The 25,900-nt window shown below is 67.2% G+C and carries 21 protein-coding genes; 17 read left to right on the plus strand and 4 right to left on the minus strand.

All coding sequences use genetic code 11. The annotated features are described in order from the left end of the window. Window positions 1-215: 215 nt before the first annotated feature. Window positions 216-1,076: a pyridoxal kinase PdxY gene (gene pdxY / locus CFB41_RS05740; protein WP_039348286.1), complete on the minus strand. Its 861-nt coding sequence runs from the start codon at window positions 1,074-1,076 to the stop codon at window positions 216-218. A 173-nt stretch (window positions 1,077-1,249) separates the two neighbouring features. On the opposite strand from pdxY, the gene CFB41_RS05745 reads away from it, so the two are divergent. Continuing rightward, the gene (locus CFB41_RS05745) at window positions 1,250-2,311 is read left to right on the plus strand and encodes an alpha/beta fold hydrolase (protein WP_089455863.1); all 1,062 of its coding nucleotides are present in this window, start codon (window positions 1,250-1,252) and stop codon (window positions 2,309-2,311) included. 36 nt (window positions 2,312-2,347) lie between these two features. On the opposite strand, the gene CFB41_RS05750 is transcribed toward CFB41_RS05745, so the two are convergent. After that, window positions 2,348-3,346 carry an LLM class flavin-dependent oxidoreductase gene (locus tag CFB41_RS05750; protein ID WP_089456564.1) on the minus strand — a complete coding sequence of 333 codons (999 nt, stop codon included), beginning with the start codon at window positions 3,344-3,346 and terminating at the stop codon, window positions 2,348-2,350. Between the two features lie 659 nt (window positions 3,347-4,005). Here CFB41_RS05750 and hpnI point away from each other — a divergent pair. From hpnI to CFB41_RS05845, 16 genes are all read left to right on the plus strand, one after another. Further along, entirely contained in the window at window positions 4,006-5,163 is a 1,158-nt protein-coding gene (gene hpnI, locus CFB41_RS05755; protein WP_089455864.1) for a bacteriohopanetetrol glucosamine biosynthesis glycosyltransferase HpnI, read from the plus strand. A gap of 136 nt (window positions 5,164-5,299) precedes the next feature. Then, a complete protein-coding gene (gene hpnJ, locus CFB41_RS05760) occupies window positions 5,300-6,742 on the plus strand; it encodes a hopanoid biosynthesis associated radical SAM protein HpnJ (RefSeq protein ID WP_306426902.1) in 1,443 nt (480 codons plus the stop codon). Window positions 6,743-6,745: 3 nt separating this feature from the next. Next, entirely contained in the window at window positions 6,746-7,630 is an 885-nt protein-coding gene (hpnK, locus tag CFB41_RS05765; protein ID WP_089455865.1) for a hopanoid biosynthesis-associated protein HpnK, read from the plus strand. Then, window positions 7,627-8,682: a lysylphosphatidylglycerol synthase domain-containing protein gene (locus CFB41_RS05770; RefSeq protein ID WP_089455866.1), complete on the plus strand. Its 1,056-nt coding sequence runs from the start codon at window positions 7,627-7,629 to the stop codon at window positions 8,680-8,682. Before hpnK ends, CFB41_RS05770 begins: the two co-directional genes overlap by 4 nt. Before the next feature lie 87 nt (window positions 8,683-8,769). Then, window positions 8,770-9,327, plus strand: coding sequence for a hypothetical protein (locus CFB41_RS05775; protein WP_011351454.1), 558 nt, complete (start codon window positions 8,770-8,772; stop codon window positions 9,325-9,327). A 276-nt stretch (window positions 9,328-9,603) separates the two neighbouring features. Then, the gene (locus tag CFB41_RS05780) at window positions 9,604-10,293 is read left to right on the plus strand and encodes an ABC transporter permease (RefSeq protein ID WP_089439580.1); all 690 of its coding nucleotides are present in this window, start codon (window positions 9,604-9,606) and stop codon (window positions 10,291-10,293) included. Next, window positions 10,290-11,003 carry an ABC transporter permease gene (locus CFB41_RS05785; RefSeq protein WP_011351456.1) on the plus strand — a complete coding sequence of 238 codons (714 nt, stop codon included), beginning with the start codon at window positions 10,290-10,292 and terminating at the stop codon, window positions 11,001-11,003. Before CFB41_RS05780 ends, CFB41_RS05785 begins: the two co-directional genes overlap by 4 nt. Window positions 11,004-11,023: 20 nt before the next feature. After that, complete coding sequence (locus CFB41_RS05790) at window positions 11,024-11,824, plus strand: ABC transporter ATP-binding protein (protein ID WP_039348269.1); 801 nt, start codon at window positions 11,024-11,026, stop codon at window positions 11,822-11,824. Window positions 11,825-11,845: 21 nt separating this feature from the next. After that, window positions 11,846-12,889: a GlxA family transcriptional regulator gene (locus CFB41_RS05795; protein ID WP_089455867.1), complete on the plus strand. Its 1,044-nt coding sequence runs from the start codon at window positions 11,846-11,848 to the stop codon at window positions 12,887-12,889. A 1,036-nt stretch (window positions 12,890-13,925) separates the two neighbouring features. After that, window positions 13,926-15,158: an aspartate aminotransferase family protein gene (locus CFB41_RS05810; protein WP_089445236.1), complete on the plus strand. Its 1,233-nt coding sequence runs from the start codon at window positions 13,926-13,928 to the stop codon at window positions 15,156-15,158. A gap of 30 nt (window positions 15,159-15,188) precedes the next feature. Then, complete coding sequence (gene aruF / locus CFB41_RS05815) at window positions 15,189-16,241, plus strand: arginine/ornithine succinyltransferase subunit alpha (RefSeq protein WP_039348251.1); 1,053 nt, start codon at window positions 15,189-15,191, stop codon at window positions 16,239-16,241. Next, complete coding sequence (astA, locus tag CFB41_RS05820; protein ID WP_089455868.1) at window positions 16,238-17,284, plus strand: arginine N-succinyltransferase; 1,047 nt, start codon at window positions 16,238-16,240, stop codon at window positions 17,282-17,284. The genes aruF and astA overlap by 4 nt, the downstream gene beginning before the upstream one ends. A 7-nt stretch (window positions 17,285-17,291) precedes the next feature. Beyond that, complete coding sequence (astD, locus tag CFB41_RS05825; protein WP_089455869.1) at window positions 17,292-18,755, plus strand: succinylglutamate-semialdehyde dehydrogenase; 1,464 nt, start codon at window positions 17,292-17,294, stop codon at window positions 18,753-18,755. A gap of 14 nt (window positions 18,756-18,769) precedes the next feature. Continuing rightward, a complete protein-coding gene (astB, locus tag CFB41_RS05830; RefSeq protein ID WP_047850485.1) occupies window positions 18,770-20,110 on the plus strand; it encodes an N-succinylarginine dihydrolase in 1,341 nt (446 codons plus the stop codon). Further along, a complete protein-coding gene (astE, locus tag CFB41_RS05835; protein ID WP_089455870.1) occupies window positions 20,094-21,149 on the plus strand; it encodes a succinylglutamate desuccinylase in 1,056 nt (351 codons plus the stop codon). The genes astB and astE overlap by 17 nt, the downstream gene beginning before the upstream one ends. Window positions 21,150-21,472: 323 nt before the next feature. Continuing rightward, complete coding sequence (locus CFB41_RS05845) at window positions 21,473-22,267, plus strand: ABC transporter substrate-binding protein (protein ID WP_043182082.1); 795 nt, start codon at window positions 21,473-21,475, stop codon at window positions 22,265-22,267. A gap of 123 nt (window positions 22,268-22,390) precedes the next feature. Here the strand turns inward: CFB41_RS05845 and CFB41_RS05850 are convergent, their stop codons facing one another. Together CFB41_RS05850 and cdpA are read right to left on the minus strand one after the other, a co-directional pair. Further along, window positions 22,391-23,890, minus strand: coding sequence for an HDOD domain-containing protein (locus tag CFB41_RS05850; RefSeq protein ID WP_089455871.1), 1,500 nt, complete (start codon window positions 23,888-23,890; stop codon window positions 22,391-22,393). Window positions 23,891-23,917: 27 nt separating this feature from the next. Next, on the minus strand, window positions 23,918-25,660 hold the full coding sequence (gene cdpA / locus CFB41_RS05855; protein WP_218828635.1) for a bifunctional diguanylate cyclase/phosphodiesterase: 1,743 nt from the start codon (window positions 25,658-25,660) through the stop codon (window positions 23,918-23,920). Window positions 25,661-25,900 lie beyond the last annotated feature (240 nt).

The raw sequence follows: 25,900 nt of genomic DNA on the forward strand, positions 1-25,900 counted from the left end.
CGCAGGATGCGGCTGCGCCGGGTGGTGCCGCCGCGAGCATAGCGGGGAATCGGTGTCATTCATGTGAAGTCCGAAAACGTTTGCATCCGCATCGAAGCGATATCGAGGCGGCGTCGGGGTGCAGGTCGCGAGCGGTCGCGGTGCGGCAGGGATGACGCGGGAAAGCGATGCGGCGCGGGATGCGCACCGGTGAAGCGGAGGGAGATGCGGGCGTGTCAGGCGTCCGTGACCCACGCGCCGAACCATTCGCTCGGGCGCGCGATTTCGTCCTGCGCGGCGACGAGTTCGAGCTCGTAGCGGCGCGCATCGTAAGTCGCCTTCACGACCGCATGCACGGCCGCGAGCGTGTGCTCGAACGCCGCGCGCACGGAGTCGCCGCGCAGCCGGCAGGCGACGAAGATCGCGCTGGTCAGGTCGCCGACGCCGACCGGATGGCGCGGAAACGCGTACAGCGGGCGCTGGCCGATCCACGCTTCGGTTTCGGTGACCGCGAGCATGTTGAAACGATCGGCGGGGCTGTTGCGGTCGTGCAGGTGCTTGACGAGGATGATCTGCGGGCCGCGACGGATCAGCGAGCGGCAGGCTTCGACGGCTTCGGCGACGGTTTCGATGCGCCGCCCGGCGAGCTTCTGCAGTTCGGTGTGGTTCGGCGACATGCCGTCCGCGAGCGCCGGCATCTCCTGGACGATGAATTCCTCGACGCCGGGCTCGGGCCGGATGCCGCCCGTCTGGCCCATCGCCGGATCGCAGAAGTACCACGCGTTCGGATTCATCGCCTTCACCGAGCGGACGATCTCGACGGCCGCACGGGCCTGCGGCGGTGAACCGAGGAAGCCGGACAGCACGGCGTCGCAGCGCTTGAGTGCGCCGATCGCGGCGATGCCGTCGACGAGCTGCTCCATCTTCGCGGCATCGATCGCGCTGCCGGCCCAGTGACCGTACTGCATGTGATTCGACAACTGGACGGTATTGAGCGGCCAGACGTTGACGCCGAGGCGCTGCATCGGGAACACGGCCGCACTGTTGCCGGCATGGCCGTAGATGACGTGCGACTGAATGCTGAGGACGTTTTTCATGGGAAGCGCCTGCACGCGTTTCAGGGTCACGTCACACGATACCCGAGTTCGTCGCGCGCGCGGAAGTCGCGCGGCCCCGGAGTGTTGCGCGCCGTCGTCAGCGCGACCGCGTAGAATCGCGGGGCGCGAGGCGGCCCGGCCGCCCGCGTGCGTCTCCAATCACCGTGATCGCCATGCTTTCGATTCGCAAGATGTTGTTTGCCGTGCGCGCCGCCGTGCTCGGCGCGGGTGTCGCCGTCGCGTGCGCCGTGCCTGCCGTCGCGGCCGCCGCATCGCCCGCCGGCAACGACGGGCCCGTGTATGGCCCGCGCCTGGAAGGGTTCACCTATCCGGCGCCCGTGCATCTCTACACGTTCGTGTCGCAGCGCGAAACCCTCGAGATGGCTTACCTCGACGTGCAGCCGGCCCACCCGAACGGCCGCACCGTCGTGCTGCTGCACGGGAAGAACTTCTGCGCGGCGACCTGGGAGGACACGATCGGCGTGCTGAGCCGCGCCGGCTATCGCGTGATCGCGCCGGACCAGATCGGCTTCTGCAAGTCGTCGAAGCCCGATCGCTACCAGTACAGCTTCCAGCAGCTCGCACGCAATACGCATGCGCTGCTCGAATCGATGGGGGTGAGGTCGGCGACGATCGTCGGCCACTCGACGGGCGGGATGCTCGCGATGCGCTACGCGCTGATGTATCCGAAGGCGACCGACCAGCTCGTGCTCGTGAACCCGATCGGCCTCGAGGACTGGAAGGCGCTCGGCGTGCCGCCGCTGCCGGTCGACTACTGGTATGCGCGCGAGCTGAAGACCACGGCCGACGGCATTCGCCGCTACGAGCAGGGCACGTACTACGCGGGCAAGTGGTCGCCGTCGTACGAGCGCTGGGTGCAGATGCTGGCCGGGATGTACCGGGGCGCCGGTCGCGACGCGGTCGCGTGGAACTCCGCGCTGATCTACGACATGATCCTCACGCAACCGGTGGTCTATGAACTCGGCGCGATCCGCGTGCCGACGCTGCTGATGATCGGCGACAAGGATACGACCGCGATCGGCAAGGACGTCTCGCCGCCCGACGTGCATGCGAAGCTCGGCCGCTACCCGGAACTCGCGAAGCGCACGCAGGCGGCGATCCCCGGCGCGCAGCTCGTCGAGTTCCCGGCGCTCGGCCATGCGCCGCAGATCCAGGATCCGGACGCGTTCCACAAGGCGCTGCTCGACGGGCTGGAGGCCGTGCACCCGCAGTGATGCGGGGCCGGCCGCGGGCGGCCCGGGCGTGCGCCGTCAGCGCGCTTCGCCCGCGAGCTCGTCGCGGATCTGCGCGGTCAATTCGAACGAGCGCAGCCGTGCCGCGTGATCGTAGATCTGCGCGGTGACGATCAGCTCGTCGGCTCCCGTCTGCGCGATGCGGTCGCGCAGCTTGTCGCGCACCGTGTCGCGCGAGCCGACGGCCGCGAACGACAGCGAATGCGCAACGGTCGCGAGTTCGAGCTCGTTCGCCTCGAGCACGTCGACCGGCGGCGGCAGCTTGCCCGGCGTGCCGCGCCGCAGATTGATGAACTGCTGCTGCAGCGACGTGAACAGGCGCCGCGCCTCGTCGTCGGTATCGGCGACGAACACGTTGACGCCGACCATCGCATGCGGCTTCGGCCATGCGGCCGACGGCCGGTACTGCGCACGATAGATCTCGAGCGCGCGCATCAGGTAATCCGGCGCGAAGTGCGACGCGAACGCGAACGGCAGCCCGAGCATCGCGGCGAGCTGGGCGCTGAACAGGCTCGAGCCGAGCAGCCACACGGGCACGTCGAGCCCTGCGCCGGGCACCGCGCGCACGCGCTGGCCGGGCACCGGCTCCGCGAAGTAGCGCTGCAGCTCGGCGACATCATCCGGAAACGAGTCGGCACTGCCGATCAGGTCGCGGCGCAGCGCGCGCGACGTGGTCTGGTCGGTGCCGGGCGCGCGGCCGAGGCCGAGGTCGATGCGCCCCGGATACAGCGACGCGAGCGTGCCAAACTGCTCGGCGATCACCAGCGGCGCATGGTTCGGCAGCATGATGCCGCCCGACCCGACCCGGATCGTCCGCGTGGCGCCCGCGACATGGCCGATCACGACGGCCGTGGCCGCGCTCGCGATGCCGGGCATGTTGTGATGCTCGGCGAGCCAGTAGCGCTGGTAACCCCAGCGTTCCGCATGCTGCGCGAGATCGACGGTATTGCGGAATGCCTGGGAAGCGTCGGCGCCGGCCGGAATGGGGGCGAGATCGAGTACGGAAAACGGAGTCATCGGATGGCCTTCGAAAGGGGCGCGCGCGGTGATGCGCTGACGCAACAAATGCCAACGATTTTGCCAAAGGGTTCCGGAACGTGCTGGCGGCGGCCCGATACCCATGCGCGTTTCAGGGGTGCAGGGTCGAATTCGGTGGTCGTTGCAAAAATCAGTTTAATCGCCGATTAATTACCGATCTTTACGTCGATTGGACGTGAATCCGCATCGACGTACAAATTTGCACGAAACGTACGATTTTCAAGACTGCAATACGCCTGCAAACCGCTTACGCTAATGTGAACGCGGGTGCGCCCAAATGGTTCGCCGACTGCACAGCTTTGCCGGAATTGCACCAGTCCGTTTCTCGTAGTGCCAAGCGCGGGGTGCCGCAGGCTGCTAAAATCCGGCGCCTACCCATGTTGTGCCGAAGGTAGCCATACGAATCTTCCCGCATCCCGTCCGGGCGTCGCGCGGAGATGCACCACGCGAAGCCGGGCATGGCCGTATCCGAAGGATGGGTCGAGCCTCCCCCTATATACAGGCGCTGCTGGAACAAGGAGTCGGGTCGTGCCCGCGTTCGTCGTTGTCGGAATACCGAATCACGCTCAATCATGCGCAAGCGTTCTCCATGGCGTTCAGTTCGCCGGGAGGCGTCGCGCAAGACGGCCACCGCAACGATGCTCGACTGGCTCCTGATCGTCTTCACGCTGGCCGCGGCCGGCTATGCGCTCGTCGCCGCGTTCGCGCCGCGGCCGCGCACGCCGCGCACGGCCGTGCGCGACGGCTTCGAGCCGGTCAGCGTGCTCAAGCCGCTGTGCGGCGCGGAGCCGCACCTGTACGAAAACCTCGCGACGTTCTGCGAGCAGCGCCATCCGCGGTATGAAGTGCTGTTCGGCGTCGCGTCGGCGGTCGATCCGGCGATTGCCGTGGTCGAACGGCTGCGCGCCGATTATCCCGAGTGCGACATCACGCTCGTGATCGACGCGCGCGTGCATGGCAAGAACCTGAAGGTCAGTAACCTGATCAACCTCGCCGAGCGCGCGAAGTACGGCCGCATCGTGATCGCGGACAGCGACATCGCGGTGAAGCCCGACTATCTGGAGCGCGTGACGGCGCCGCTCGCCGATGTGTCGGTCGGTGTCGTCACGTGCCTGTATCATGCGCGCAGCGTCGGCGGGTTCTGGACGCGGATCGGCGCGCAATTCGTCGACGCATGGTTCGCCCCGTCGGTGCGGATCACGCACCTCGGCCGCTCGAGCCGCTTCGGCTTCGGCGCGACGCTCGCGCTGACGCGCGACACGCTCGACCGGATCGGCGGCTTTCCCGCGCTGAAGGACGAACTGGCCGACGATTTCTGGCTGGCCGAGCTGCCGCGCCGCCTCGGGCGACGCACCGTGCTGTCGGAGGTCGAGGTCGCGACCGACGTGATCGAGCCGTCGTTCGGGCCGCTGTGGCACCGCGAGACCCGCTGGCTGCGCACGATCCGTTCGCTGAACCCGGCCGGCTTCGCGTTCCTGTTCATTACGTTTACCGTGCCGTGGCTCGCGATCGGCGCGGCGCTCGCGCTGCGCCTCGACGGCACCTTCGCCGGCGCGCTGGCGGGCTGGGCGGCCGTGGTGGGGGCGTTCGGGCGGCTGGTGCTGCACGCGCGCGGCGAGGACGGCTGGCGCGCGTTCTGGCGCGACCTGCCGCTCGTCGCGGTGCGCGACACGCTGCTCGCGCTCGAATGGCTCGCGGCCGCGTTCGGCACGCACGTGGTGTGGCGCGGCGCGAGGATGACGGTCGTCGGCGGCGAACGCGCGACGGCGGCAGTGGAAGCAGTGGACGGCCGCTAGGGCCGTTCCGACCGTACCCGGCCCGAGGGCCGAGACGCGCTGCGCGGCGAGGCCGCGCGGCGCGACATGACAGAGAGGCGGGCGCCGGCAGGGCGGCCCGCGGTTTTTTGACTGAATCGTTGTGACGAATCGAACTATGCAGGCTACCGGAGCATTCATGAAAACGCTGTTCTTGCAGGCCCCTTCGTATGACGGCTTCGACGGCGGAGCCGGTTCGCGCTACCAGGCGAAGCGCGAAATCCGTTCCTTCTGGTATCCGACGTGGCTCGCGCAGCCGGCCGCGCTCGTGCCGGGCAGCCGCGTCGTCGACGCACCGGCCGACGGCCTGTCGGTCGAGGAAACGCTGAAGATCGCCAACGACTACGACCTCGTGATCATCCACACGAGCACGCCGTCGTTCCCGACCGACGCGATGTTCGCGCAGGACCTGAAGAAGATGAAGCCCTCGATGCTGGTCGGCATGGTCGGCGCGAAGGTGATGGTCGATCCGCACAACTCGCTCACGGCGAGCGAGGCCATCGACTTCGTGTGCCGCGAGGAATTCGACTACACCTGCAAGGAAATCGCCGAAGGCAAGCCGTTCCCGGAGATCAAGGGCTTGAGCTGGCGCGCGAAGGACGGCTCGATCGAGCACAACGAAGCGCGTCCGATCCTCGAGAACATGGACGAACTGCCGTTCGTCGCGCCCGTCTACAAGCGCGACCTGAAGATCGACAACTACTTCATCGGCTACCTCAACTATCCGTACGTGTCGATCTACACGGGCCGCGGCTGCAAGTCGCGCTGCACCTTCTGCCTGTGGCCGCAGACGGTCAGCGGCCATCGCTACCGCACGCGCTCGGTCGAGAACGTGCTCGCGGAAGCGAAGTGGATCCGCGACAACATGCCGGAAGTGAAGGAACTGATGTTCGACGACGACACCTTCACCGACGACCTGCCGCGCGCGGAAGCCATCGCCATCGGCCTGGGCAAGCTCGGCATCACGTGGTCGTGCAACGCGAAGGCGAACGTGCCGTACAAGACGCTGAAGGTCATGAAGGAAAACGGCCTGCGCCTGCTTTTGGTCGGTTTCGAATCCGGCGACGACCAGATCCTCGTGAACATCAAGAAGGGCGTGCGCACCGATTTCGCGCGCCGCTTCAGCGCGGACTGCAAGAAGCTCGGCATCAAGATCCACGGCACCTTCATCCTCGGCCTGCCGGGCGAGACGCAGGAGACCATCAAGAAGACGATCGAGTACGCGAAGGAAATCAATCCGCACACGATCCAGGTCTCGCTCGCCGCGCCGTATCCGGGCACGACGCTCTACAAGCAGGCCGTGGAAAACGGCTGGATGGAAGAGAACAAGACCATCAACCTGGTGAGCAAGGAAGGCGTGCAGCTCGCGGCGATCGGCTATGCGCATCTGTCGCGCGACGAGATCTATCACCACCTCGAGCAGTTCTATCGCCAGTTCTACTTCCGTCCGTCGAAGATCTGGGAGATCGTCCGCGAGATGCTGACGAGCTGGGACATGATGAAGCGCCGCCTGCGCGAAGGGGTCGAGTTCTTCCGCTTCCTGCGCGCACACGAGGCCTGATGCATGGGGACGCAGCCGGCGGCGCGGGCGCTGATCTTCACCGCGGACGACTTCGGGCTGCACCCGCGTGTCAACGCGGCGGTCGAGCGCGCGCACCGCGACGGCGTGCTGAATGCCGCCAGCCTGATGGTCGGCGCGCCCGCCGCGCAAGATGCGATCGAGCGCGCGCGGCGGCTGCCGTCGCTCGCGGTCGGCCTGCATCTGGTGCTCGCGGATGGGCCGGCCACGCTGCCCGCGCATGAGATTCCCGCGCTCGTCGGCCCCGACGGGCGGTTCGGCGATGCGATGGCGAAGGACGGCTGCCGCTTCTTCTTCCTCCCGCATGTGCGAGCGCAGCTGCGCCGCGAGATTCGCGCGCAGTTCGACGCGTTCGCGGCGAGCGGCCTGCCGCTCGACCACGTGAACGCGCACAAGCATTTCCACCTGCATCCGACCGTCCTGTCGCTGATCATCGAGATCGGCCGCGACTACGGGTTGCGCGCGGTGCGGCTGCCCTACGAGACGAGCGCGCCCGCGCTGCTCAAGCCGTGGATCGCGCTCGTGCGCGCGCGGCTCGACCGCGCGGGGCTTGCGCACAACGACTACGTGGTCGGCATCGAGCATACGGGCGCGATGGACGAGGCCGTGTTGCTCGATGCGCTCGCCACGCTGCCGCCGGGCGTCGGCGAGATCTACTGCCATCCGGCCGAGGCCGGCGACGGCCCGATCACGCCGACGATGGCCGGCTACCGCCCGGTGGACGAACTCGATGCGCTGCTGTCGCCGCGCGTCGCGGCCGCGCTGAAGGCGGCGGGTGTCGCGACCGGCGGCTTTGCCGACGTGTTCGGCCAGCCCGCCGCACGGCGCGCCGCGCCGGCGTCGCGCGCACCGGGAGCGCAGCCGTCATGACCAAGTGGATCAAATGGCTCGGCTGGCCGCTCGGCATCGGCATCCTGCTCGCGCTGGGGCTGCACGAAGGCATCGGCGACGTATCGCAGATGCTCGCGCGCGCCGGTTATGCGTTGCTGTGGCTCGTGCCGTTCCATGCGCTGCCGCTGCTGCTCGACGCCTACGCGTGGCACCTGCTGCTCGACAAGCGCTCGTCGCTGCCCTTCCTCTGGTGGATTGCGACCGTGCGCGAGGCCGTGAACCGGCTGCTGCCGGTGGTCGGGATCGGCGGCGAGATCGTCGGCATCCGCCTCGCGCGCTGGCAGGTGCCCGACGCGAGCCGCGTGACGGCATCGGTGATCGTCGAGTTGCTCGTGACGATCGTCGTCCAGTATGCGTTCGCCGCGCTCGGCCTCGTGCTGCTGCTCGCGACGACGAACAGCATGGGCGGCGGCACGATCGGTCTCGCGTTGCTGCTCACGCTGCCGCTGCCGGTGCTCGGCGTCGTGCTGATGCGCCGTGGCGGCGTCTTCCATGCGATCGAGCGTTTCGCGGGCCGCCTGCTCGGCGATTCGCACCGGCTGCTGCAGGGCGTCGACGGCAAGCGTCTCGACGCCGATATCGACGGGCTGATGTCGCGCACGGGGCTGCTGTTCAGCGCATTCTTCTGGCAGCTGGCCGGCTACGTGCTCGGCGCGCTCGAGATCTACTGGGCGCTTGCGCTGCTCGGCCATCCGGTGTCGATCGGCGGCGCGATCGCCATCGAGGCGATGGCGCAGGCCGTGCGCCATGCGGCGTTCATGGTGCCGGGCGGCCTTGGTGTGCAGGAGGCGACCGTCGTGCTGCTCGCGCAGATGTTCGGCGTCGATCGCGAGACGGCGCTGTCGCTCGCGCTGGTCAAGCGCGGCCGCGAGGTGCTGTTCGGCTGCCTGGCGCTCGGTTCGTGGCAACTGGCCGAACTCGTGCGCACGCGGCGCCGTATCGGCGTGCCGCCGGCCGTGCCGCGCGCGCCGCAAGCGACGAGCCGCACGACCCGGGCCGAGACCGAAACCGAAACCGAAACGATGCACTGAATACGAGACGGGCCGCGCGCCCGTCTCGCGCTTTTGGCGTTGCGCGGGTATCCTTGCCGCGTGTTTTCTCGACGCGCATTTCTTCCGATGAATTTCCGTTTCCGGCTGCTTCCCGTGACGATGCTGGCCGCCGCGCTGGCGCTGACCGGCTGCGACGACAAGCAAGGCAATCTCGACGTGCAACGTATCAGGGATTTCTTCAACGCGATCAAGCCCGCGCCGCTGCTGCTGAAGGGGCTGAAGGTCGGCGAATCGACCGAGGCCGACGTGCGCGGCACGATGGGCAAGCCCGAGACCGAACGCGACTTCACCGACGGCTCGAAGCGGCTCGAATACCCGCGCGGCCCGATGGGCAACCAGACGTGGTTCGTCGATCTCGATGCGAACGGCCGCTATACGGGCGCGACGCAGGTGCTGACCGCCGAGAATTTCGCGAAGGTGCGCCCCGGGATGAACGAGGACGAGGTGCGGCGCCTGCTCGGCAAGCCCGGCGACATCGCGCAATATCCGCTCAAGCCCGAGATCGTCTGGAGCTGGCGCTGGCTCGAGGACGGCGTCAACACCGACGCATTCTTCAACGTCCATTTCGGCCCGGACGGGCTTGTCTATACGACTTCGCGCTCCGACATCCTGAAGGGGAGGTAGGAGCAGCCGCAGCCCCCTTCGGCGCTATATCGAAAAAGCGACCGGAAAATTGCAAAAAGTCCGCTTCCCTGCCGGTTATCCGGTTGTCAGGGAGCGGCTTTTTTCCTTTTGAAACAGCGGTGTAGGCCGCGGTTGCAAATGACGGGACGGATTGTTGCGATGCAGCAATCACGTGCAAGGTGATTTGAGGCAATCAATTTCGCTTGCGACTATCCGCGTCAGCCCGGCGCGGGACAGGCAGACGCGTCGGCATCCATTCCAACTCTGGAGACGCGCGTGTTCCTTTACGGCTTTGGTCCCGTCCTCTGGGCCGGCACCGTGCAGACCATCGAGCTGTCGGTGCTGTCGCTCGCCACTGCGGTGGCGCTGGGGCTGATCGGCGCGGTGGCGAAGCTGTCGCACAACCGGGTGCTGCGAGCGATCGCGACCGGCTATACGACGCTGATCCGCTCGGTGCCCGATCTTGTCCTGATGCTGCTGTTGTTCTACAGCATCCAGATCTGGCTGAACCAGTTCACCGACTTCGTCGGCTGGAACCAGATCGACATCGACCCGTTCGTGGCCGGCGTGCTGACGCTCGGCTTCATCTACGGCGCGTACTTCACCGAGACGTTCCGCGGCGCGTTCCTGTCGGTGCCGCGCGGCCAGCTCGAAGCCGGCGCGGCGTACGGGATGAGCGGCGCGCGCGTGTTCGCGCGGATCATGTTTCCGCAGATGATGCGCTTTGCGCTGCCGGGCATCGGCAACAACTGGCAGGTGCTCGTGAAGGCCACCGCGCTGGTGTCGATCATCGGCCTCGCGGACGTCGTGAAGGCCGCGCAGGACGCCGGCAAGAGCACGTTCAACATGTTCTTCTTCATCCTCGTCGCGGCGCTGATCTATCTCGCGATCACGACCGTTTCCAACCTCGTGCTGATCCAGCTCGAGAAGCGTTATTCCATGGGCGTGCGGCACGCAGATCTATGATCGAAATTCTCCAGGAATTCGGCCAGGCGTTCCTTTACTGGGACGGCCAGCGCCTCTCCGGCCTCGCGGTGACGCTGTGGCTGCTCGTTGCGTCGATTTCGCTCGGCTTCGTGTGCGCGGTGCCGCTCGCGGTCGCACGCGTGTCGAAGAACAAGTGGGTGTCGACGCCGGTGCGGTTCTACACGTACGTGTTCCGCGGCACGCCGCTCTACGTGCAGTTGCTGCTGCTGTACACGGGCATGTACAGCCTCGAGTTCGTGCGTTCGCACTCGCTGCTCGACGCGTTCTTCCGCAGCGGCTTCAACTGTGCGATTCTCGCGTTCGCGCTGAACACCTGCGCGTACACCACGGAGATCTTCGCGGGTGCGATCCGTGCGATTCCGCACGGTGAAGTGGAGGCGGCGCGGGCGTACGGGATGTCGCCGTTCACGATGTACCGCCGCGTGATCCTGCCGTCGGCGCTGCGCCGCGCGCTGCCGCTGTACAGCAACGAGGTGATCCTGATGCTGCACGCGACGACCGTCGCGTTCACCGCGACCGTGCCGGACATCCTCAAGGTCGCGCGCGATGCGAATTCGGCGACCTACATGGCGTTCCAGTCGTTCGGGATCGCCGCGCTGATCTATCTTGCGGTATCGTTCGCACTCGTCGCGGCGTTTCGCCGCGCGGAGCGCCACTGGCTTGCGTATCTCGCGGCCGCCCGTCATTGAATTACTTCGAGGAGAGCCAGTTGGCCGAGATCACTCAAACGAGCGCTGCCGCTTCCACCAAGCTTGCCGCGGTCGACATTCACAAGCGCTACGGTGACAACGAAGTGCTCAAGGGCGTGTCGCTGAACGCGAAGGCCGGCGACGTCATCAGCATCATCGGCGCGAGCGGCTCGGGCAAGAGCACGTTCCTGCGCTGCATCAATTTTCTCGAGCGGCCGAATGCGGGGCAGATCGTCGTCGACGGCGAGGCCGTGCGCACGAAGACCGACCGCGCCGGCGCGCTCGAAGTCGCCGATCACAAGCAGCTGCAGCGCATCCGCACCAAGCTCGCGATGGTGTTCCAGCACTTCAACCTCTGGGCGCACATGAACGTGCTCGAGAACGTGATGGAAGCGCCGGTGCACGTGCTCGGCATTTCGAAGAAGGAAGCCGAGGAGCGGGCCCGCGAGTACCTGGAGAAGGTCGGCTTGCCGCCGCGCGTCGAGAAGCAGTATCCGTCGCATCTGTCGGGTGGCCAGCAGCAGCGCGTGGCGATTGCGCGGGCGCTCGCGATGCATCCGGACGTGATGCTGTTCGACGAACCGACGTCGGCGCTCGACCCGGAGCTGGTGGGCGAAGTGCTGAAGGTGATGCAGAAGCTGGCCGAGGAAGGCCGCACGATGATCGTCGTCACGCACGAGATGGGCTTTGCGCGCAACGTGTCGAACCACGTGATGTTCCTGCATCAGGGGCGGACCGAGGAAGAGGGCGATCCGAAGGAAGTGCTGGTCCGCCCGCAGAGCGAGCGGCTGAAGCAGTTCCTGTCGGGCAGTCTCAAGTAACGCGACAGGGCAGGTTTCAACGTGGTACCGGTGTCTCGTCCCGCAGGCGCCACCCGCACGACGCAGGTGGCGATCGTTGCATTGCCGCCCGTGTCGATGTCGGGCGTGGGTCCGATCGTCGATGCGCTGAACCTCGCGAACGAGATCGACGGGCGGCTGCTGTATCGCTGGCAGGTGTGTTCGTGGGACGGGCGGCCGGTGCCGCTCGCCGGCGGTGCGCAGTGGCATGCCGATGCGGCTTTCAACGATGCGATCGCGTGTGACTGGGTCATCGTCGTGTCGGAGCGGTTTCAGCAGTTTGCCGACTATCGGTTGTTTCTCGCGAGTCTCGCGAGGGTGGGGCAGCGCACGCCCGTTGTCACCGGGATTCATCATGGCGTTTGGTGGCTTGCGATGGCCGGGCAGCTTTCCGGGTATCGCGTGAGCGTGAACTGGGAGACGTATCAGCAGTTCGCCGAACAGTTCGAGCGGTCGATCGTCACGCAGCAGATCTTCGAGATCGATCGCGATCGGGCGACCTGTGCCGGGGGGCAGGCTACCGTTGATTTCATGCTGGCCATGATTGGCCGGGAACATGGGCCGGATCTCGCTGAGAGGATCGCCGATGCGCTCGGCGCCGGGACTTTGCGCAGCGGCGAGGAACGGCAGCGGATTCCTTTCGTGACTGCGCCGGGCGAGCGGCATCCTCGGTTGAATGATGCGTTGCTGCTCATGGAAGCCAATGTCGAGGATCCGTTGACCACCGATGAAATCGCCGAGCTCGTGGGCGTTTCACGCCGGCAACTGGAACGGCTCTTTCGGCAGTATCTCGGGGCGATGCCCTCCAAGTATTACCTCAATCTTCGGTTGCTCAAGGCTCGGACCCAGTTGCAGCGGACTAGCAAGTCGGTTGTTCAAGTCAGTCTCGCCTGTGGGTTTTCTTCTGCTGCGCACTTTTCTAATGCTTACCGCGAAAGGTTTGGGGTCACGCCTCGGGAAGATCGGCGAGCCTGGCTCGAGAAGCAGACCGGCGGCGGCGGAGAGCCTCGCGGGGGCGCGCTTGTCGAGCGCGCGGGGAAGGATTGATTTTGTTTTTTTTGGCGGTTCGCTTGCGTTGGGCGTGAAGCACCTGTTGTCTTAGCGGTCTATTTGCGTCGCCCCTGCGCGGGGCGGCGGTTACTTTTCTTTGTCTTGCCAAAGAAAAGTAACCAAAAGAAAGGCGCTGTGAAAACGCAAGACCTCCCGGTGCCATGGCACTCGGAGTGGACCGCGCCTAAGTGTCCGCGCCAGTCCAGAACACGGAGTGGTGCGAGCAATGGTTCTGACATCCTCCACTGCCCAACAGAGCGGTATACCGCCCGCCAGCTCCATCCTCGCTACGCTCGGCTGCAAGGTACTTCACGTCGCGTTGCATGCGCTCACTTGCTTCTGCCAGCGCTGCATCAGCAAAGCACGCAACCGTCTTTTCTCACACCATTCGTACCCGATCGGACTGCTTGCCATCGGTGAATGTTGGATAACGGCGTGAGCACGTAAGTGCGTGCTGCGTCCCTTTTTCGTGGTGAATGAGGGCATGCCTTGATTCGCTGAATTCGGGGTGCTCGCAGCGATTGCTGGAACTGATTGACCTGGAGCGTTACTGGCGGGGGTGTCCCTGTCGGCCGAGCAAAGCGAGGACGGAGCTAGCGGGCGGTATACCGCTCTGTTGGGCAGTGGAGGATGTCAGAACCATTGCTCGCACCACTCCGCGCTCTGGACTGGCGCGGACACTTAGGCGCGGTCCACTCCGAGCGCCATGGCACCGGGAGGTCTTGCGTTCTCACAGCGCCTTTCTTTTGGTTACTTTTCTTTGGCAAGACAAAGAAAAGTAACCGCCGCCCCGCGCAGGGGCGACGCAAATAGACCGCTAAGACAACAGGTGCTTCACGCCCAACGCAAGCGAACCGCCAAAAAAGCCTCAAAATACGCCCACCGAAACCGAACCCCCGCCCGCCCGGAAGGGCAAAACCAAACCGCACTATCCGCTTCCGATAGAACCCGTCGCAATTCCGCAAGACGCTTGCGTCACCCTTACCTAAACTTGATCCTGTTGAACCCTCTTACGAAACCGAAAGGAACGACCATGACGACCTCGACCGTGACCCGCCAGACATTCGACGAAGTGATGGTGCCGGTATTTTCCCCCGCGCCGTTCGTGCCGGATCGCGCAGAGGGCTCCCGCGTGTGGGACACGGCCGGCCGCGAGTACATCGACTTCGCGTGCGGCATCGCGGTGACGTCGCTGGGCCACGGCCACCCGGAACTGCTGAAAGTCCTGGACGAACAAGGCCGCAAGCTCTGGCACATCGGCAACGGCTACACGAACGAGCCGGTGCTGCGCCTCGCGAAGCGCCTCGAATCGCTGACCTTCGCCGACCGCGCGTTCTTCGCGAACTCCGGCGCGGAAGCGAACGAAGCCGCCCTGAAACTCGCACGCCGCGTCGCATTCGACCGCCACGGCGCCGACAAATATGAAATCGTGTCGTTCGTCCAGTCGTTCCACGGCCGCACGTTCTTCACGGTCAGCGTCGGCGGCCAGCCGAAATACTCGGAAGGCTTCGGCCCGGTGCCGGAAGGCATCAAGCACCTGCCGTTCAACGACATCGAAGCCGCCAAGGCCGCGATCGGCCCGCAAACCTGCGCGGTGATCGTCGAGCCCGTACAGGGCGAAGGCGGCGTGATCCCGGCCGATCCGGCCTTCCTGAAAGCACTGCGCGAAGCCTGCGACGCACACGGCGCGCTGCTGATTTTCGACGAAGTGCAAACGGGCGTCGGCCGCACGGGCCAGTTCTACGCTTACATGGATACGGGCGTCACGCCGGACATCCTGACGACCGCCAAGGCGCTCGGCAACGGCTTCCCGATCGGCGCGATGCTGACGACGAACGAACTGGCCGCGCACTTCAAGGTCGGCGTGCACGGCACGACGTACGGCGGCAACCCGCTCGCATCGGCGATCGCCGACAAGGTCGTCGAACTGATCGGCGACCCGGCACTGCTCGAAGGCGTGCGTGAACGCAGCGTGCGCCTGAAAGGCGCACTCGAGCGCATCAACGCGCGCTTCGGCATCTTCAAGGACGTGCGCGGCAAGGGCCTGCTCGTCGGCGCCGAACTCACCGCCGCATTCGACGGCCGCGCGAAGGACTTCGTCACCGCCGCCGCGGAAAACGGCCTGATCATGCTGATCGCCGGCCCGAACGTGCTGCGCTTCGTGCCGTCGCTGGTGATCCCGTTCGACCTGCTCGACGAAGGCATGAAGCGCTTCGAGAAGGCAGTCGAACAAGTGCTCGCCGCCCAGGAAGCCACCGCGCGCTGATCGGCGCACTCATCGCAGACAGGAACGACGATGCTATTTGTTCGCCCCGGCAAACTCACGGATCTCGATGCGCTCGCGCACATGGCGCGCACCGCGCAGCCGGTCCTGCACTCGCTGCCGCACGACCGTGCGGCGCTCGAAGCGCGCGTGGCGCTCTCCGAGGATTCGTTTCGCGCGGACGTCGACTTCGCCGGCGAGGAGTTCTACCTCTTCGTGCTCGAAGATTCGTCGACGGGCAAGCTGCTCGGCACGGCGAGCATCGTGGCCGCGGCCGGCTACTCGGAGCCGTTCTATGCGTTTCGCAACGACGCATTGATCCACGCGTCGCGCGAGCTGCACGTGAACCGCAAGATCCACGCGCTCACGATGTCGCACGAGCTGACCGGCAAGAGCCGGCTGGCGGGCTTCTACGTCGATCCGTCGCTGCGCGGCGACGCGGCCGCGCACCTGATCTCGCGTGCGCGGATGATGTACATCGCCGCGAACCGCCGCCGCTTCACGCCGGAAGTGTTCACGCTGCTGCTCGGCGTGAGCGACGGCAACGGCGCATCGCCGTTCTGGGAAGCGGTGGGCCGCAAGTTCTTCGGCCGCGACTTCACCGACGTCGACATCGCGTCGGGCGGCCGCAGCCGGACCTTCATCGCGGAAGTGATGCCGGCGTATCCGCTCTACGTGCCGCTGCTGCCGGAAGCCGCGCAGCGCGTGCTCGGCGAGCCGAACGAATCGGCGCTGCTCGCCTACGACATCCATCTCGAGGAAGGCTTCGAGCCCGACCGCTTCGTCGACATCTTCGACGCGGGCCCGGTGCTGACCGCGCAGGTTGACCGCACCGCGTGCGTGAAGCAGGGCGCCGAGCGCATCGTGCGCGAGGCCGCGCACCAGCAGGGCGATGTGGCGTACATGGTGTCGACGGGCAGCGGCGAATCGTTCCGCTGCGTGCTGGCCGACCTGCCGGGCGATGCGGGCGATGCACCGCTGGCCGGCGACGTGCGCGCGGTGCTCGATGTGAAGGATGGCGATGTCGTGCGCTGCGTGCCGCTGCACCGCCGCGACGATGAAGATTTGAAGGGAGACGCAGCATGATCGTCGTTCGGGTCGTACAAACGGGCGACGTCGACGCACTCGTGTCGCTCGCGAAGGAAACCGGGCCGGGCCTGACCACGTTCAAGCCCGACCGCGACGCGCTCGCCGCGCGCATCGAGCGCACGCGCCGCACGCTCGCGGGCGAGGCGGCGGCCGGCGAGGCCGGCTACTTCTTCGTGATGGAAGAATCGAAGACGGGCGACATCGCGGGCGTGTGCGGGATCGAGACGCAGGTCGGCCTCGAACAGCCGTTCTACAACTACCGCGTGAGCACGGTCGTGCACGCGAGCCAGGAGCTCGGCGTGTGGACGCGGATGTCCGCGCTGAACATCTCGCACGACCTGACCGGTTACGCGGAAGTGTGCTCGCTGTTCCTGAGCCCGCGCTATCGCACGGGCGGCGTGGGCGGCCTGCTGTCGCGCTCGCGCTTCATGTTCATCGCGCAGTTCCGCGAGCGCTTCCCGGAACGCATCTGCGCGGAACTGCGCGGCCACTTCGACGAGGACGGCACGTCGCCGTTCTGGCGCGCAGTCGGTTCGCACTTCTACCAGATCGATTTCAACGCGGCCGACTATCTGAGCTCGCACGGCCGCAAGTCGTTCCTCGCGGAGCTGATGCCGCGCTATCCGGTGTACGTCGACCTGCTGCCGCAGGACGCGCAGGACGCGGTCGGCCTCACGCACCGCGACACGCTGCCGGCCCGCAAGATGCTCGAGGCGGAAGGGTTGCGTTACCAGAATCACGTCGACATCTTCGACGCGGGCCCCGTGCTCGAATGCCACGTCAACGACCTGCGCACGGTGCGCGAGAGCGTCGTCGTGCCGGTCGCGATCGGTGTGCCGGATGCGCGGGATGATGCGCGGGGCGGCCATCCGCCGAAGTCGCTCGTGTCGAACACGTCGCTCACCGATTTCCGCGTCGGTGTCGCGCCGGGCGTGGTCGCGAACGGCGCGTTCGTGCTGTCGGCCGACGACGCCGTCGCGCTCGACGTGAAGGCCGGCGATCCGGTGCGCGTGCTGCCGCTCAAAGTCAAACAGGGATAAACGAATCATGACGGAACTCTTCATCGACGGCGCCTGGGTCGCAGGCTCGGGCCCCGTGTTCGCTTCGCGCAACCCCGGCACCGACGAGATCGCATGGCAGGGTGAAAGCGCGTCGGCGGCCGACGTCGATCGTGCGGTCGCCAGCGCGCGCCGCGCATTCGCCGGCTGGTCGGCGCTCGACTTCGAATCGCGCTGCGCGATCGTCAAGCGTTTCGCCGCGTTGCTCACCGAACGCAAGGAAGCGATCGCGACCGCGATCGGCCGCGAGACGGGCAAGCCGCTGTGGGAAGCGCGCACGGAAGTCGCGTCGATGGCCGCGAAGGTCGGCATCTCGATCCAGGCTTACCAGGAACGCACCGGCGAGAAACGCCAGGACATGGCCGACGGCGTCGCGGTGCTGCGTCATCGCCCGCATGGCGTGGTCGCGGTGTTCGGCCCGTACAACTTCCCCGGCCACTTGCCGAACGGCCATATCGTGCCCGCGCTGATCGCCGGCAATGCGGTCGTGTTCAAGCCGTCGGAGCTCGCACCGGGCGTCGCGCGTGCGACGGTCGAAGTGTGGAAGGAAGCGGGGCTGCCGGACGGCGTGCTGAACCTCGTGCAGGGCGAGAAGGACACGGGCATCGCGCTCGCGAACCATCGGCAGATCGACGGGCTGTTCTTCACCGGCAGCTCGGATACCGGCACGCTGCTGCACAAGCAGTTCGGCGGCCGTCCGGAAATCGTGCTCGCGCTCGAGATGGGCGGCAACAACCCGCTCGTGATCGGCGAAGTCGAGGATATCGACGCGGCGGTCCATCACACGATCCAGTCGGCGTTCCTGTCGGCCGGCCAGCGCTGCACGTGCGCGCGCCGCATCTTCGTGCCGCAGGGCACGTTCGGCGACCGCTTCCTCGCGCGCTTCGCCGACGTCACGTCGAAGATCACGGCCGACGTGTTCGACGCCGATCCGCAGCCGTTCATGGGCGCGGTGATCTCGGCGCGTGCCGCGGCGAAGCTCGTCGACGCGCAGTCGCGCCTGATCGAGCAGGGCGCGAAGCCGATCATCGCGATGACGCAGCGCGATCCGCGCCTCGGCTTCGTGAACGCGGCGATCGTCGACGTGACGGGCGTCGCGAACCTGCCGGACGAAGAGCACTTCGGCCCGCTCGCGCAGATCGTCCGCTATGCGACGTTCGACGAAGCGATCGAGCGCGCGAACGACACGGCGTTCGGCCTGTCCGCCGGCCTGCTGGCCGACGACGCGAACGCATGGGAACACTTCCGCCGCACGATTCGCGCCGGGATCGTCAACTGGAACCGGCCGACCAACGGCGCGTCGTCCGCCGCGCCGTTCGGCGGCACCGGCCGCTCGGGCAACCATCGCCCGAGCGCGTACTACGCGGCCGACTATTGCGCGTATCCGATGGCGTCGGTGGAAAGCACGCAACTGACCTTGCCCGCGAGCCTGTCGCCGGGCCTGCATTTCTGATCGAGGGAACGACGATGAACGCACAAGAAGCCAATTTCGACGGGCTCGTCGGCCCGACCCACAACTACGCCGGGCTGTCGTTCGGCAACGTGGCGTCGCTCAACAACGAAAAGTCGGCCGCGAACCCGAAGGCCGCCGCGAAGCAGGGGCTGCGCAAGATGAAGCAGCTCGCGGATCTCGGCTTCGCGCAAGGCGTGCTGCCGCCGCAGGAGCGGCCGTCGCTGCGCCTGCTGCGCGAGCTCGGCTTCTCCGGCAAGGACGCGGACGTGATCGCGAAGGCCGCGAAGCAGGCGCCCGAACTGCTCGCCGCGGCGAGCTCGGCATCGGCGATGTGGACCGCGAACGCGGCCACCGTCAGCCCGTCGGCCGACACGAGCGACGGCCGCGTGCACTTCACGCCGGCGAACCTGTGCAGCAAGCTGCATCGCGCGATCGAGCACGAAGCGACGCGCCGCACGCTGTCGACGCTGTTCGCCGATCCCGCGCATTTCGCGGTGCACGAAGCGCTGACCGGCACGCCGGCACTCGGCGACGAAGGCGCGGCGAACCACACGCGCTTTTGCGCCGAATACGGCAAGCCGGGCATCGAGTTCTTCGTGTACGGCCGTGCGGAATACCGCCGCGGGCCGGAGCCGAAGCGCTTCCCGGCGCGCCAGACCTTCGAGGCGAGCCGCGCGGTCGCGCATCGCCACGGGCTCGCGGAAGAAGCGACGGTCTATGCGCAGCAGGATCCGGACGTGATCGACGCGGGCGTGTTCCACAACGACGTGATCTCGGTCGGCAACCGCGACACGCTGTTCACGCACGAGCGCGCGTTCGTCAACAAGCAGGCGATCTACGACACGCTGACCGCCGCGCTCGACGCACGCGGTGCGCGCCTGAACGTGATCGAGGTGCCCGAGGCCGCCGTGAGCGTGAACGACGCGGTGACGTCGTACCTGTTCAACAGCCAGCTGCTGTCGCGCGCGGACGGCTCGCAGGTGCTCGTCGTGCCGCAGGAATGCCGCGAGAACGGCAACGTCGCGGCCTATCTCGACGAACTCGCGGCCGGCAACGGCCCGATCCACGACGTGCTCGTGTTCGACCTGCGCGAAAGCATGAAGAACGGCGGCGGCCCTGCGTGCCTGCGCCTGCGCGTCGTGCTGAACGAAGCGGAGCGCGCGGCCGTCACGTCGAACGTGTGGATCAACGACACGCTGTTCGCGTCGCTCGACACGTGGATCGACCGGCACTATCGCGACCGCCTCGCACCGGAAGACCTCGCCGATCCGGCGCTGCTCGACGAATCGCGCACCGCGCTCGACGAGCTCACGCAGATCCTGCGCGTCGGTTCGCTGTATGACTTCCAGCGCTGATTCCCGCATGGCCGACGCGTTGCTCGACGACTTCCTCGCGTTCACGCTGGCCGGCAGCGCACCGTCCGCGACGGACGGTACCTGCGCCGCCGGCGCCGTGCGCTGGCAATGGCGCGGCGACGGGCTGCTCGCGCTCGAACCGGTGGCGGCCGAGGCCGCCGGCCCGGCGCGCGCGAGCGTGCTCGTGTCGGCCGGCGTGCACGGTGACGAGACGGCGCCGATCGAGCTGCTGTCGATGCTCGTGCGCGATCTCGCATCGGGCGCGCTGCCGCTCGCGTGCCGGTTGCTCGTCGTGCTCGGCAACGTGCCGGCGATGCGTGCCGGCGAACGCTATCTCGACGACGACCTGAACCGCCTGTTCAGCGGCCGTCACGCGCAGGTGCCCGACAGCCGCGAAGCGCCGCGCGCCGTGCAGCTCGAAGCCGCCGCCGCCGCGTTCTTCGCGGCCGCGCCGGCCGGCGCCGCGCGCTGGCACATCGACATGCATACGGCGATCCGCGCATCGGTGTTCGAGCAGTTCGCGCTGCTGCCGCACACGGGCATGCCGCCGACGCGCACGATGTTCGAATGGCTCGGCGACGCGCGCATCGCGGCCGTGCTGCTGCATACCGCGAAGGGCAACACGTACTCGCATTTCACGGCCGAGCATTGCGGTGCGCTTGCGTGCACGCTGGAACTCGGCAAGGTGCGCCCGTTCGGCCAGAACGACCTGGCGCGCTTTGCGCCGACCGACCGCGCGGTGCGCAAGCTCGTGTCGGGCGCCGCTTGCGAGGCCGACGCGCCGTTGCCGCGCGTCTTCACGGTGATCGACCAGATCACGAAGCAGAGCGATGCGCTCGAGTTGTTCGTCGCGGCCGACGTCGCGAACTTCACCGCGTTCGCACGCGGCACGGTGCTAGCGCGGGACGGCGATTACCGCTACACGGTGACGCACGACGAGGAGCGCATCGTGTTCCCGAATCCGTCGGTGAAGCCGGGTTTGCGTGCGGGCCTGCTCGTCGTCGATACGACCCGCGAGACGGTCGCCGCGCTCGTCTGACGGTGGCCGGTTGCGCGTGGCCGCCATTCCTAATTCGAGATATCGCCCACCCGCCACGCGGAAGGCCCGCGGGTCGCGCTTGCGTATTTGCGACATCGTCTTGCAAGTTCGACGGGTCGCCCCGTTGACGTCGGCGCCCGCAGCGCAGCATCACGTGCCGGCGGCTGCTTTGCCATATCGGGCCGCGCGGATTGGTACAATCGCGGCCTTGCGGCTGTTGCGCCGCATCACGGCGCGGCGGCAGCATTGCGGTGGTCATCCGACCCTGCAATGATGCATGCGCCCGTAGTTCCGGAACATTCGAGTATCGAGGAGAACACCTGATGAAGTTGGATTGGCGTAAAGTGGCCGCGCATGCGGTGGTGGCGGCATCGGCCGTGGCGGCAGGCAGCGCGATGGCAGCGGATCTGAAAGAGATCCGTTTCGGCGTCGAAGCCTCGTACGCGCCGTTCGAATACAAGACGCCCGACGGCAAGCTGACCGGCTTCGACATCGATATCGGCAACGCGGTGTGCGCGAAGCTGAAGACGAAGTGCGTGTGGGTCGAGAACGACTTCGACGGCCTGATCCCGGCGCTGCAGGCCCGCAAGTTCGACGCGATCAACTCGGACATGACGATCACCGACCAGCGCAAGCACGCGATCGCGTTCACCGATGCGATCTACACGATCCCGAACCAGCTGATCGCGAAGCAGGGCAGCGGCCTGCTGCCGACCCCGCAATCGCTGAAGGGCAAGCGCGTGGGCGTGCTGCAAGGCACGATCCAGGAAGCGTACGCGAAGAAGAAGTGGGCGCCGGCCGGCGTCGAAGTCGTGCCGTACCAGACGCAGGACCTGGCCTACGCCGACCTGAAGTCGGGCCGTCTCGACGCGACGTTCCAGGACGCGGAAGCCGGTTCGAAGGGCTTCCTGACGAAGCCGCAAGGCCAGGGCTTCGCGTTCGCGGGCGGTACCGTAAGCGACGCCGAGATCCTCGGCTCGGGCGTCGGCTTCGGCCTGCGCAAGAACGACGCGGCGTTGAAGACCGCGCTCGATCAGGCGCTGAAGGAACTGAAGGCCGACGGCACGATCGACAACCTCGCGAAGAAGTACTTCAGCGTGCCCGTGACGCTCAAGTAAGCGCGGCGTTCGATCGCACGATGCAAGCAAACCGGCCGCTGATGCGGCCGGTTTGTTTTTTTGGGGCGGAAATTGGCGGGAAACCGCGGACGGGAAACCGCGCAGCAGCGGCCGGCGGCGGCGTCAGGCCGGAAAGAACCGGCCCAGTTCGCGCGCCAGCTCGTTGAGCACAGCCATCTCCTGCTGCGTGATCTTGCGCGCGGGCTGCGCGCCGGCCCAGTCGCCGTACAGCAGCGCGACGGTCGTCGTGCCGACGCGCACCGGCAGCAGCACGAACGCGCGCGTGTCGTCGAAGGCGTCGAGATACCACGCGGGCAGCCGCTTGAGCATCTTCGGCTCCTGCGCCTGCTCGATGAAGATGCCGACCGAGTTCGAGATCGCGAGATGGAACACGTCCGGCTCGAAGCGCTCGTCGAAGCGCAGCCGGTCGAGCGTCGTGTCGACGCCGGGGCCGAAGCCGAGGCGCGCGGCGAACATGCCGTCGTCGTGGCGCACGAACATCACGGTGCGCGTGAACGCGAGGCCGGCCAGCAAGCTTTCCGACGCCAGCGCGAGCACCGGCGTCAGCACGTGCTCGGACGGCAGCGCACGCAGGTCCGCGAGGCCGGCTTCGAGGCACGCCTCGGGCGCGGCCTGGGCGCGCGCGATCGCATCGGCGTTCGCGCGCAGCTCGACGATCTCGCGCATCACGGTGTCGCTCGCTTCCTCGCGTGCGAGCCGCTCGGCGATCTCGACGAGCGCGTCGGATTCCATGTCGAGTTCCGCGCCGTAGTGCTGCGCGAGCGCCGCGATACGCGCGTCGCGCTGCGGGCTCGCGGGCATCACCAGCGCACCCGCGACGTCGGTCGAGCAGCGGCTGATCGCGCGCAGCCAGCGGACGCGGTCGGCCGGGCCGTCATCGGTCGCACGGCCCGCATCGTGGTCGTCATCGTCGTTGCCGAACGCATCGGCATGGACCACATGGTCGTGATCGGCCATCCCCGCGCGGATCACGTCGGGCAAGCGCCAGCGCGCGGCCGCCTCGAGCCCGATCTCGTCGAAGCCGACGCCGAGCACATCGATGCAGGCGGCCGCTTCGTCGCCGTTCAGCTCGGCCGCGCGGCGGCGGATCCGGTCCCATTCGCTGTCGAGGTAGCAAACCACGAGCAGCTTGCCGACCTGGCGCATCAGCGTGCAGACGACGGCTTCCTCGCCCGAGCGCAGCTCGGCGCGCTCGGTGAGCTTGCGCGCGACGCAGCCGGACAGCAGCGCGCGGTTCAGCTCGAGCTTCGCGTCGATGCGCCGCGGTGTGCTGTGGTGGAAATGGTCGACGAGCTTGAGCCCGACGACCAGGTGGCCGACGGCGTCCATGCCGAGCACCATCAGGGCGCGGGTCACGGTCGTGATGTTGCCGCCGAACGCCATGTACATCGCGGAGTTCGCGAGCCGCAGCACTTTCTGCGTGAGCGCGAAGTCCGACAGCACGACGCGCACGAGTGCGGTGAAGTCGAGGTCGTCGTTCTTCATCGCGGCCATCGTCGCACGCAGCGATTCCGACAGCAGCGGGAAATCGCCCCGTTCGTTCATCCGGGCCCACAGCTTGTCGAGCAATGCGGTGCGGGGCAGGTGTTCGGTGATTGACATACGGATCTGTCCGGTTCGCCGCGCGCGTCAGGCAGCGGCGTGCAGGTGCAACTGCTGCGCCTCGAAGCGCCGCGCGAGCTCCTCGGACGGCAGCGCCTGGCAGACGAGCCAGCCCTGGATATGGTTGCAGCCCATCTCCGTCAGCAATTCGCGCTGCGCCTCGGTCTCGACGCCTTCGGCGACGAGTTCGAGATCGAGCGTCTGCGCGAGGCCGACCACCGCCGACACGATCGCGCGGTCATTGCGCGAGGTCAGCAGGTTCTCGACGAAACTGCGGTCGATCTTCAGCTTCGCGAGCGGGAAGCGCTGCAGGTACGCGAGGCTCGAATAGCCGGTGCCGAAATCGTCGATCGCGAAGCGGATGCCGAGATCGGTCAGCTCCTCGAGCAGCCCCTTCGCCTGCGCGGGATCGTGCATCAGCAGGCTTTCGGTGATTTCGAGCACGATGCGGCGCGGATCGATGCCCGTCAGCGCGATCGCCTCGCGCACGCTCTGCGTGAAGCGCGGGTCACGGAACTGCTGCGGCGACACGTTGACCGCCACGTACTGCAGCGCAAGCCCCTGGCGGTCCCAGGCGACGAGCTGCATGCACGCGGCCTTGAGCACCCAGTTGCCGAGATAGTTGATCAGGCCGATCGATTCGGCGAGCGGAATGAAGGTCGCCGGCGGCACGAGGCCGTGCACCGGATGGCGCCAGCGGATCAGCGCCTCGACCCCGACCACCGCGCCCGACTGGCTGCGCGTGATCGGCTGGAAATGGAGCGAAAACTCGCCGTTGCGCACGCCGTCGTACAGGTCGGCCTCGAGCTTCAGCCGTTCGGCGTCGGCCGGATCGTCGACGGGGGCGTGGAACGCGAGCGCATTGCCGCCCGACGCCTTCGCCTGCGCGAGCGCGTGGTCGGCGCGGCGCAGCAGCGGGCTGTGGTGCTGCGCGCGGTGCGGCGCCGAGCGCTCGTCGGGGTAAAGCGCGATGCCGATGCTCGCGGACAGGTGCACGGTCTGCCCCTGGTACACGTAGGGCTCGCGCACCGCGGCCTGCAGCCGGCGGGCGAGTGCGTCCGCCGCGTTGCTCGCCTGCGTGCGGTCCGGTGCGCCGAGCACGACCGCGAACTTGTCGCTCGCAACGCGCGCGAGCTGCTCGTTCGGCGTGACGAGCGCCTTCAGCCGCTGCGCGGTCTCGCGCAGCAGCGTGTCGCCCGCGTCGTAGCCGAGCGCGCGGTTGATCCGCTGGTAGTCGTCGAGGTCGAGCAGCAGCAGCGCCGCGCACGAGCCGTCACCGTCGGCGGCCTGCTGCGCGCGCATCAGCGCGGGCACGAGCGCGGACAGGTTGCCGAGCCCCGTCATCGGGTCGTGGTGCATCTCGTAAGTCAGGCGCGCCTCGAGCGCGCGCCACGACGACACGTCGAACGCCGCGATCGCGAACCCGTCGACCCCGTGATGGCGGCTCTTGAACGCGCGGATCTCGACGTCCAGCGGGTAGGTGAGCGACTTGACGATGCACATCGTCGCCTTCTCGACCTGGCCCGAACGCGCGGCGCGTGCAAGCAGGCCTTCGAGCGCCGCGGTATCCTGTTCGGCGATCAGGTCGCGCAGCGTCAGCGTGTGCAGGTAGTCGCGGTGGTAGCCGATGAAGCGCAGGCTCGCGTCGGACACGTACAGAAAGCGCAGCTCGCGGTCGACATGGGCGAGGAAATCCACCGTGCCGACCGTCTGTTCCAGCCAGTTGCGCACGGAGTCGTCGCGTCGCGGCGCACCGGCGCGCGCGGGCATCAGCGCGCCGCCCGACCAGGCGAAGCGGCGCAGCGTATGCAAGGCGCTGCGCCAGGAGCCCTTGCGTGACGTCTGTTTCCTGTTGGCTTCCATGTTTCTCGCTGACGTGAAGGGCTGGAACCGGTTGTCCGGAAGGAATAACGGCAGACTGTGCGGAATCTTTAACGGACCGGCCGCGGTGGCGTTGCCGCTGGGCCGGATCGGCCTCGTGGGTGTTCGACAGGCGAACGCCGGCGGGGC

Origin of the sequence: Burkholderia sp. AU33803 (assembly GCF_002223095.1) — a bacterium.
In the GTDB taxonomy this organism is placed as follows: Bacteria; Pseudomonadota; Gammaproteobacteria; order Burkholderiales; family Burkholderiaceae; genus Burkholderia.

Excerpts from the sequence above, each read along its gene's own strand:
- pdxY (WP_039348286.1), bottom strand. The coding sequence starts at position 1,076 with ATGAAAAACGTCCTCAGCATTCAGTCGCACGTCATCTACGGCCATGCC.
- CFB41_RS05745 (WP_089455863.1), top strand. The coding sequence starts at position 1,250 with ATGCTTTCGATTCGCAAGATGTTGTTTGCCGTGCGCGCCGCCGTGCTC.
- CFB41_RS05750 (WP_089456564.1), bottom strand. The coding sequence starts at position 3,346 with ATGACTCCGTTTTCCGTACTCGATCTCGCCCCCATTCCGGCCGGCGCC.
- hpnI (WP_089455864.1), top strand. The coding sequence starts at position 4,006 with ATGCTCGACTGGCTCCTGATCGTCTTCACGCTGGCCGCGGCCGGCTAT.
- hpnJ (WP_306426902.1), top strand. The coding sequence starts at position 5,300 with ATGCAGGCTACCGGAGCATTCATGAAAACGCTGTTCTTGCAGGCCCCT.
- hpnK (WP_089455865.1), top strand. The coding sequence starts at position 6,746 with ATGGGGACGCAGCCGGCGGCGCGGGCGCTGATCTTCACCGCGGACGAC.
- CFB41_RS05770 (WP_089455866.1), top strand. The coding sequence starts at position 7,627 with ATGACCAAGTGGATCAAATGGCTCGGCTGGCCGCTCGGCATCGGCATC.
- CFB41_RS05775 (WP_011351454.1), top strand. The coding sequence starts at position 8,770 with ATGAATTTCCGTTTCCGGCTGCTTCCCGTGACGATGCTGGCCGCCGCG.
- CFB41_RS05785 (WP_011351456.1), top strand. The coding sequence starts at position 10,290 with ATGATCGAAATTCTCCAGGAATTCGGCCAGGCGTTCCTTTACTGGGAC.
- CFB41_RS05810 (WP_089445236.1), top strand. The coding sequence starts at position 13,926 with ATGACGACCTCGACCGTGACCCGCCAGACATTCGACGAAGTGATGGTG.
- aruF (WP_039348251.1), top strand. The coding sequence starts at position 15,189 with ATGCTATTTGTTCGCCCCGGCAAACTCACGGATCTCGATGCGCTCGCG.
- astA (WP_089455868.1), top strand. The coding sequence starts at position 16,238 with ATGATCGTCGTTCGGGTCGTACAAACGGGCGACGTCGACGCACTCGTG.
- astD (WP_089455869.1), top strand. The coding sequence starts at position 17,292 with ATGACGGAACTCTTCATCGACGGCGCCTGGGTCGCAGGCTCGGGCCCC.
- astB (WP_047850485.1), top strand. The coding sequence starts at position 18,770 with ATGAACGCACAAGAAGCCAATTTCGACGGGCTCGTCGGCCCGACCCAC.
- astE (WP_089455870.1), top strand. The coding sequence starts at position 20,094 with ATGACTTCCAGCGCTGATTCCCGCATGGCCGACGCGTTGCTCGACGAC.
- CFB41_RS05845 (WP_043182082.1), top strand. The coding sequence starts at position 21,473 with ATGAAGTTGGATTGGCGTAAAGTGGCCGCGCATGCGGTGGTGGCGGCA.
- CFB41_RS05850 (WP_089455871.1), bottom strand. The coding sequence starts at position 23,890 with ATGTCAATCACCGAACACCTGCCCCGCACCGCATTGCTCGACAAGCTG.
- cdpA (WP_218828635.1), bottom strand. The coding sequence starts at position 25,660 with ATGCCCGCGCGCGCCGGTGCGCCGCGACGCGACGACTCCGTGCGCAAC.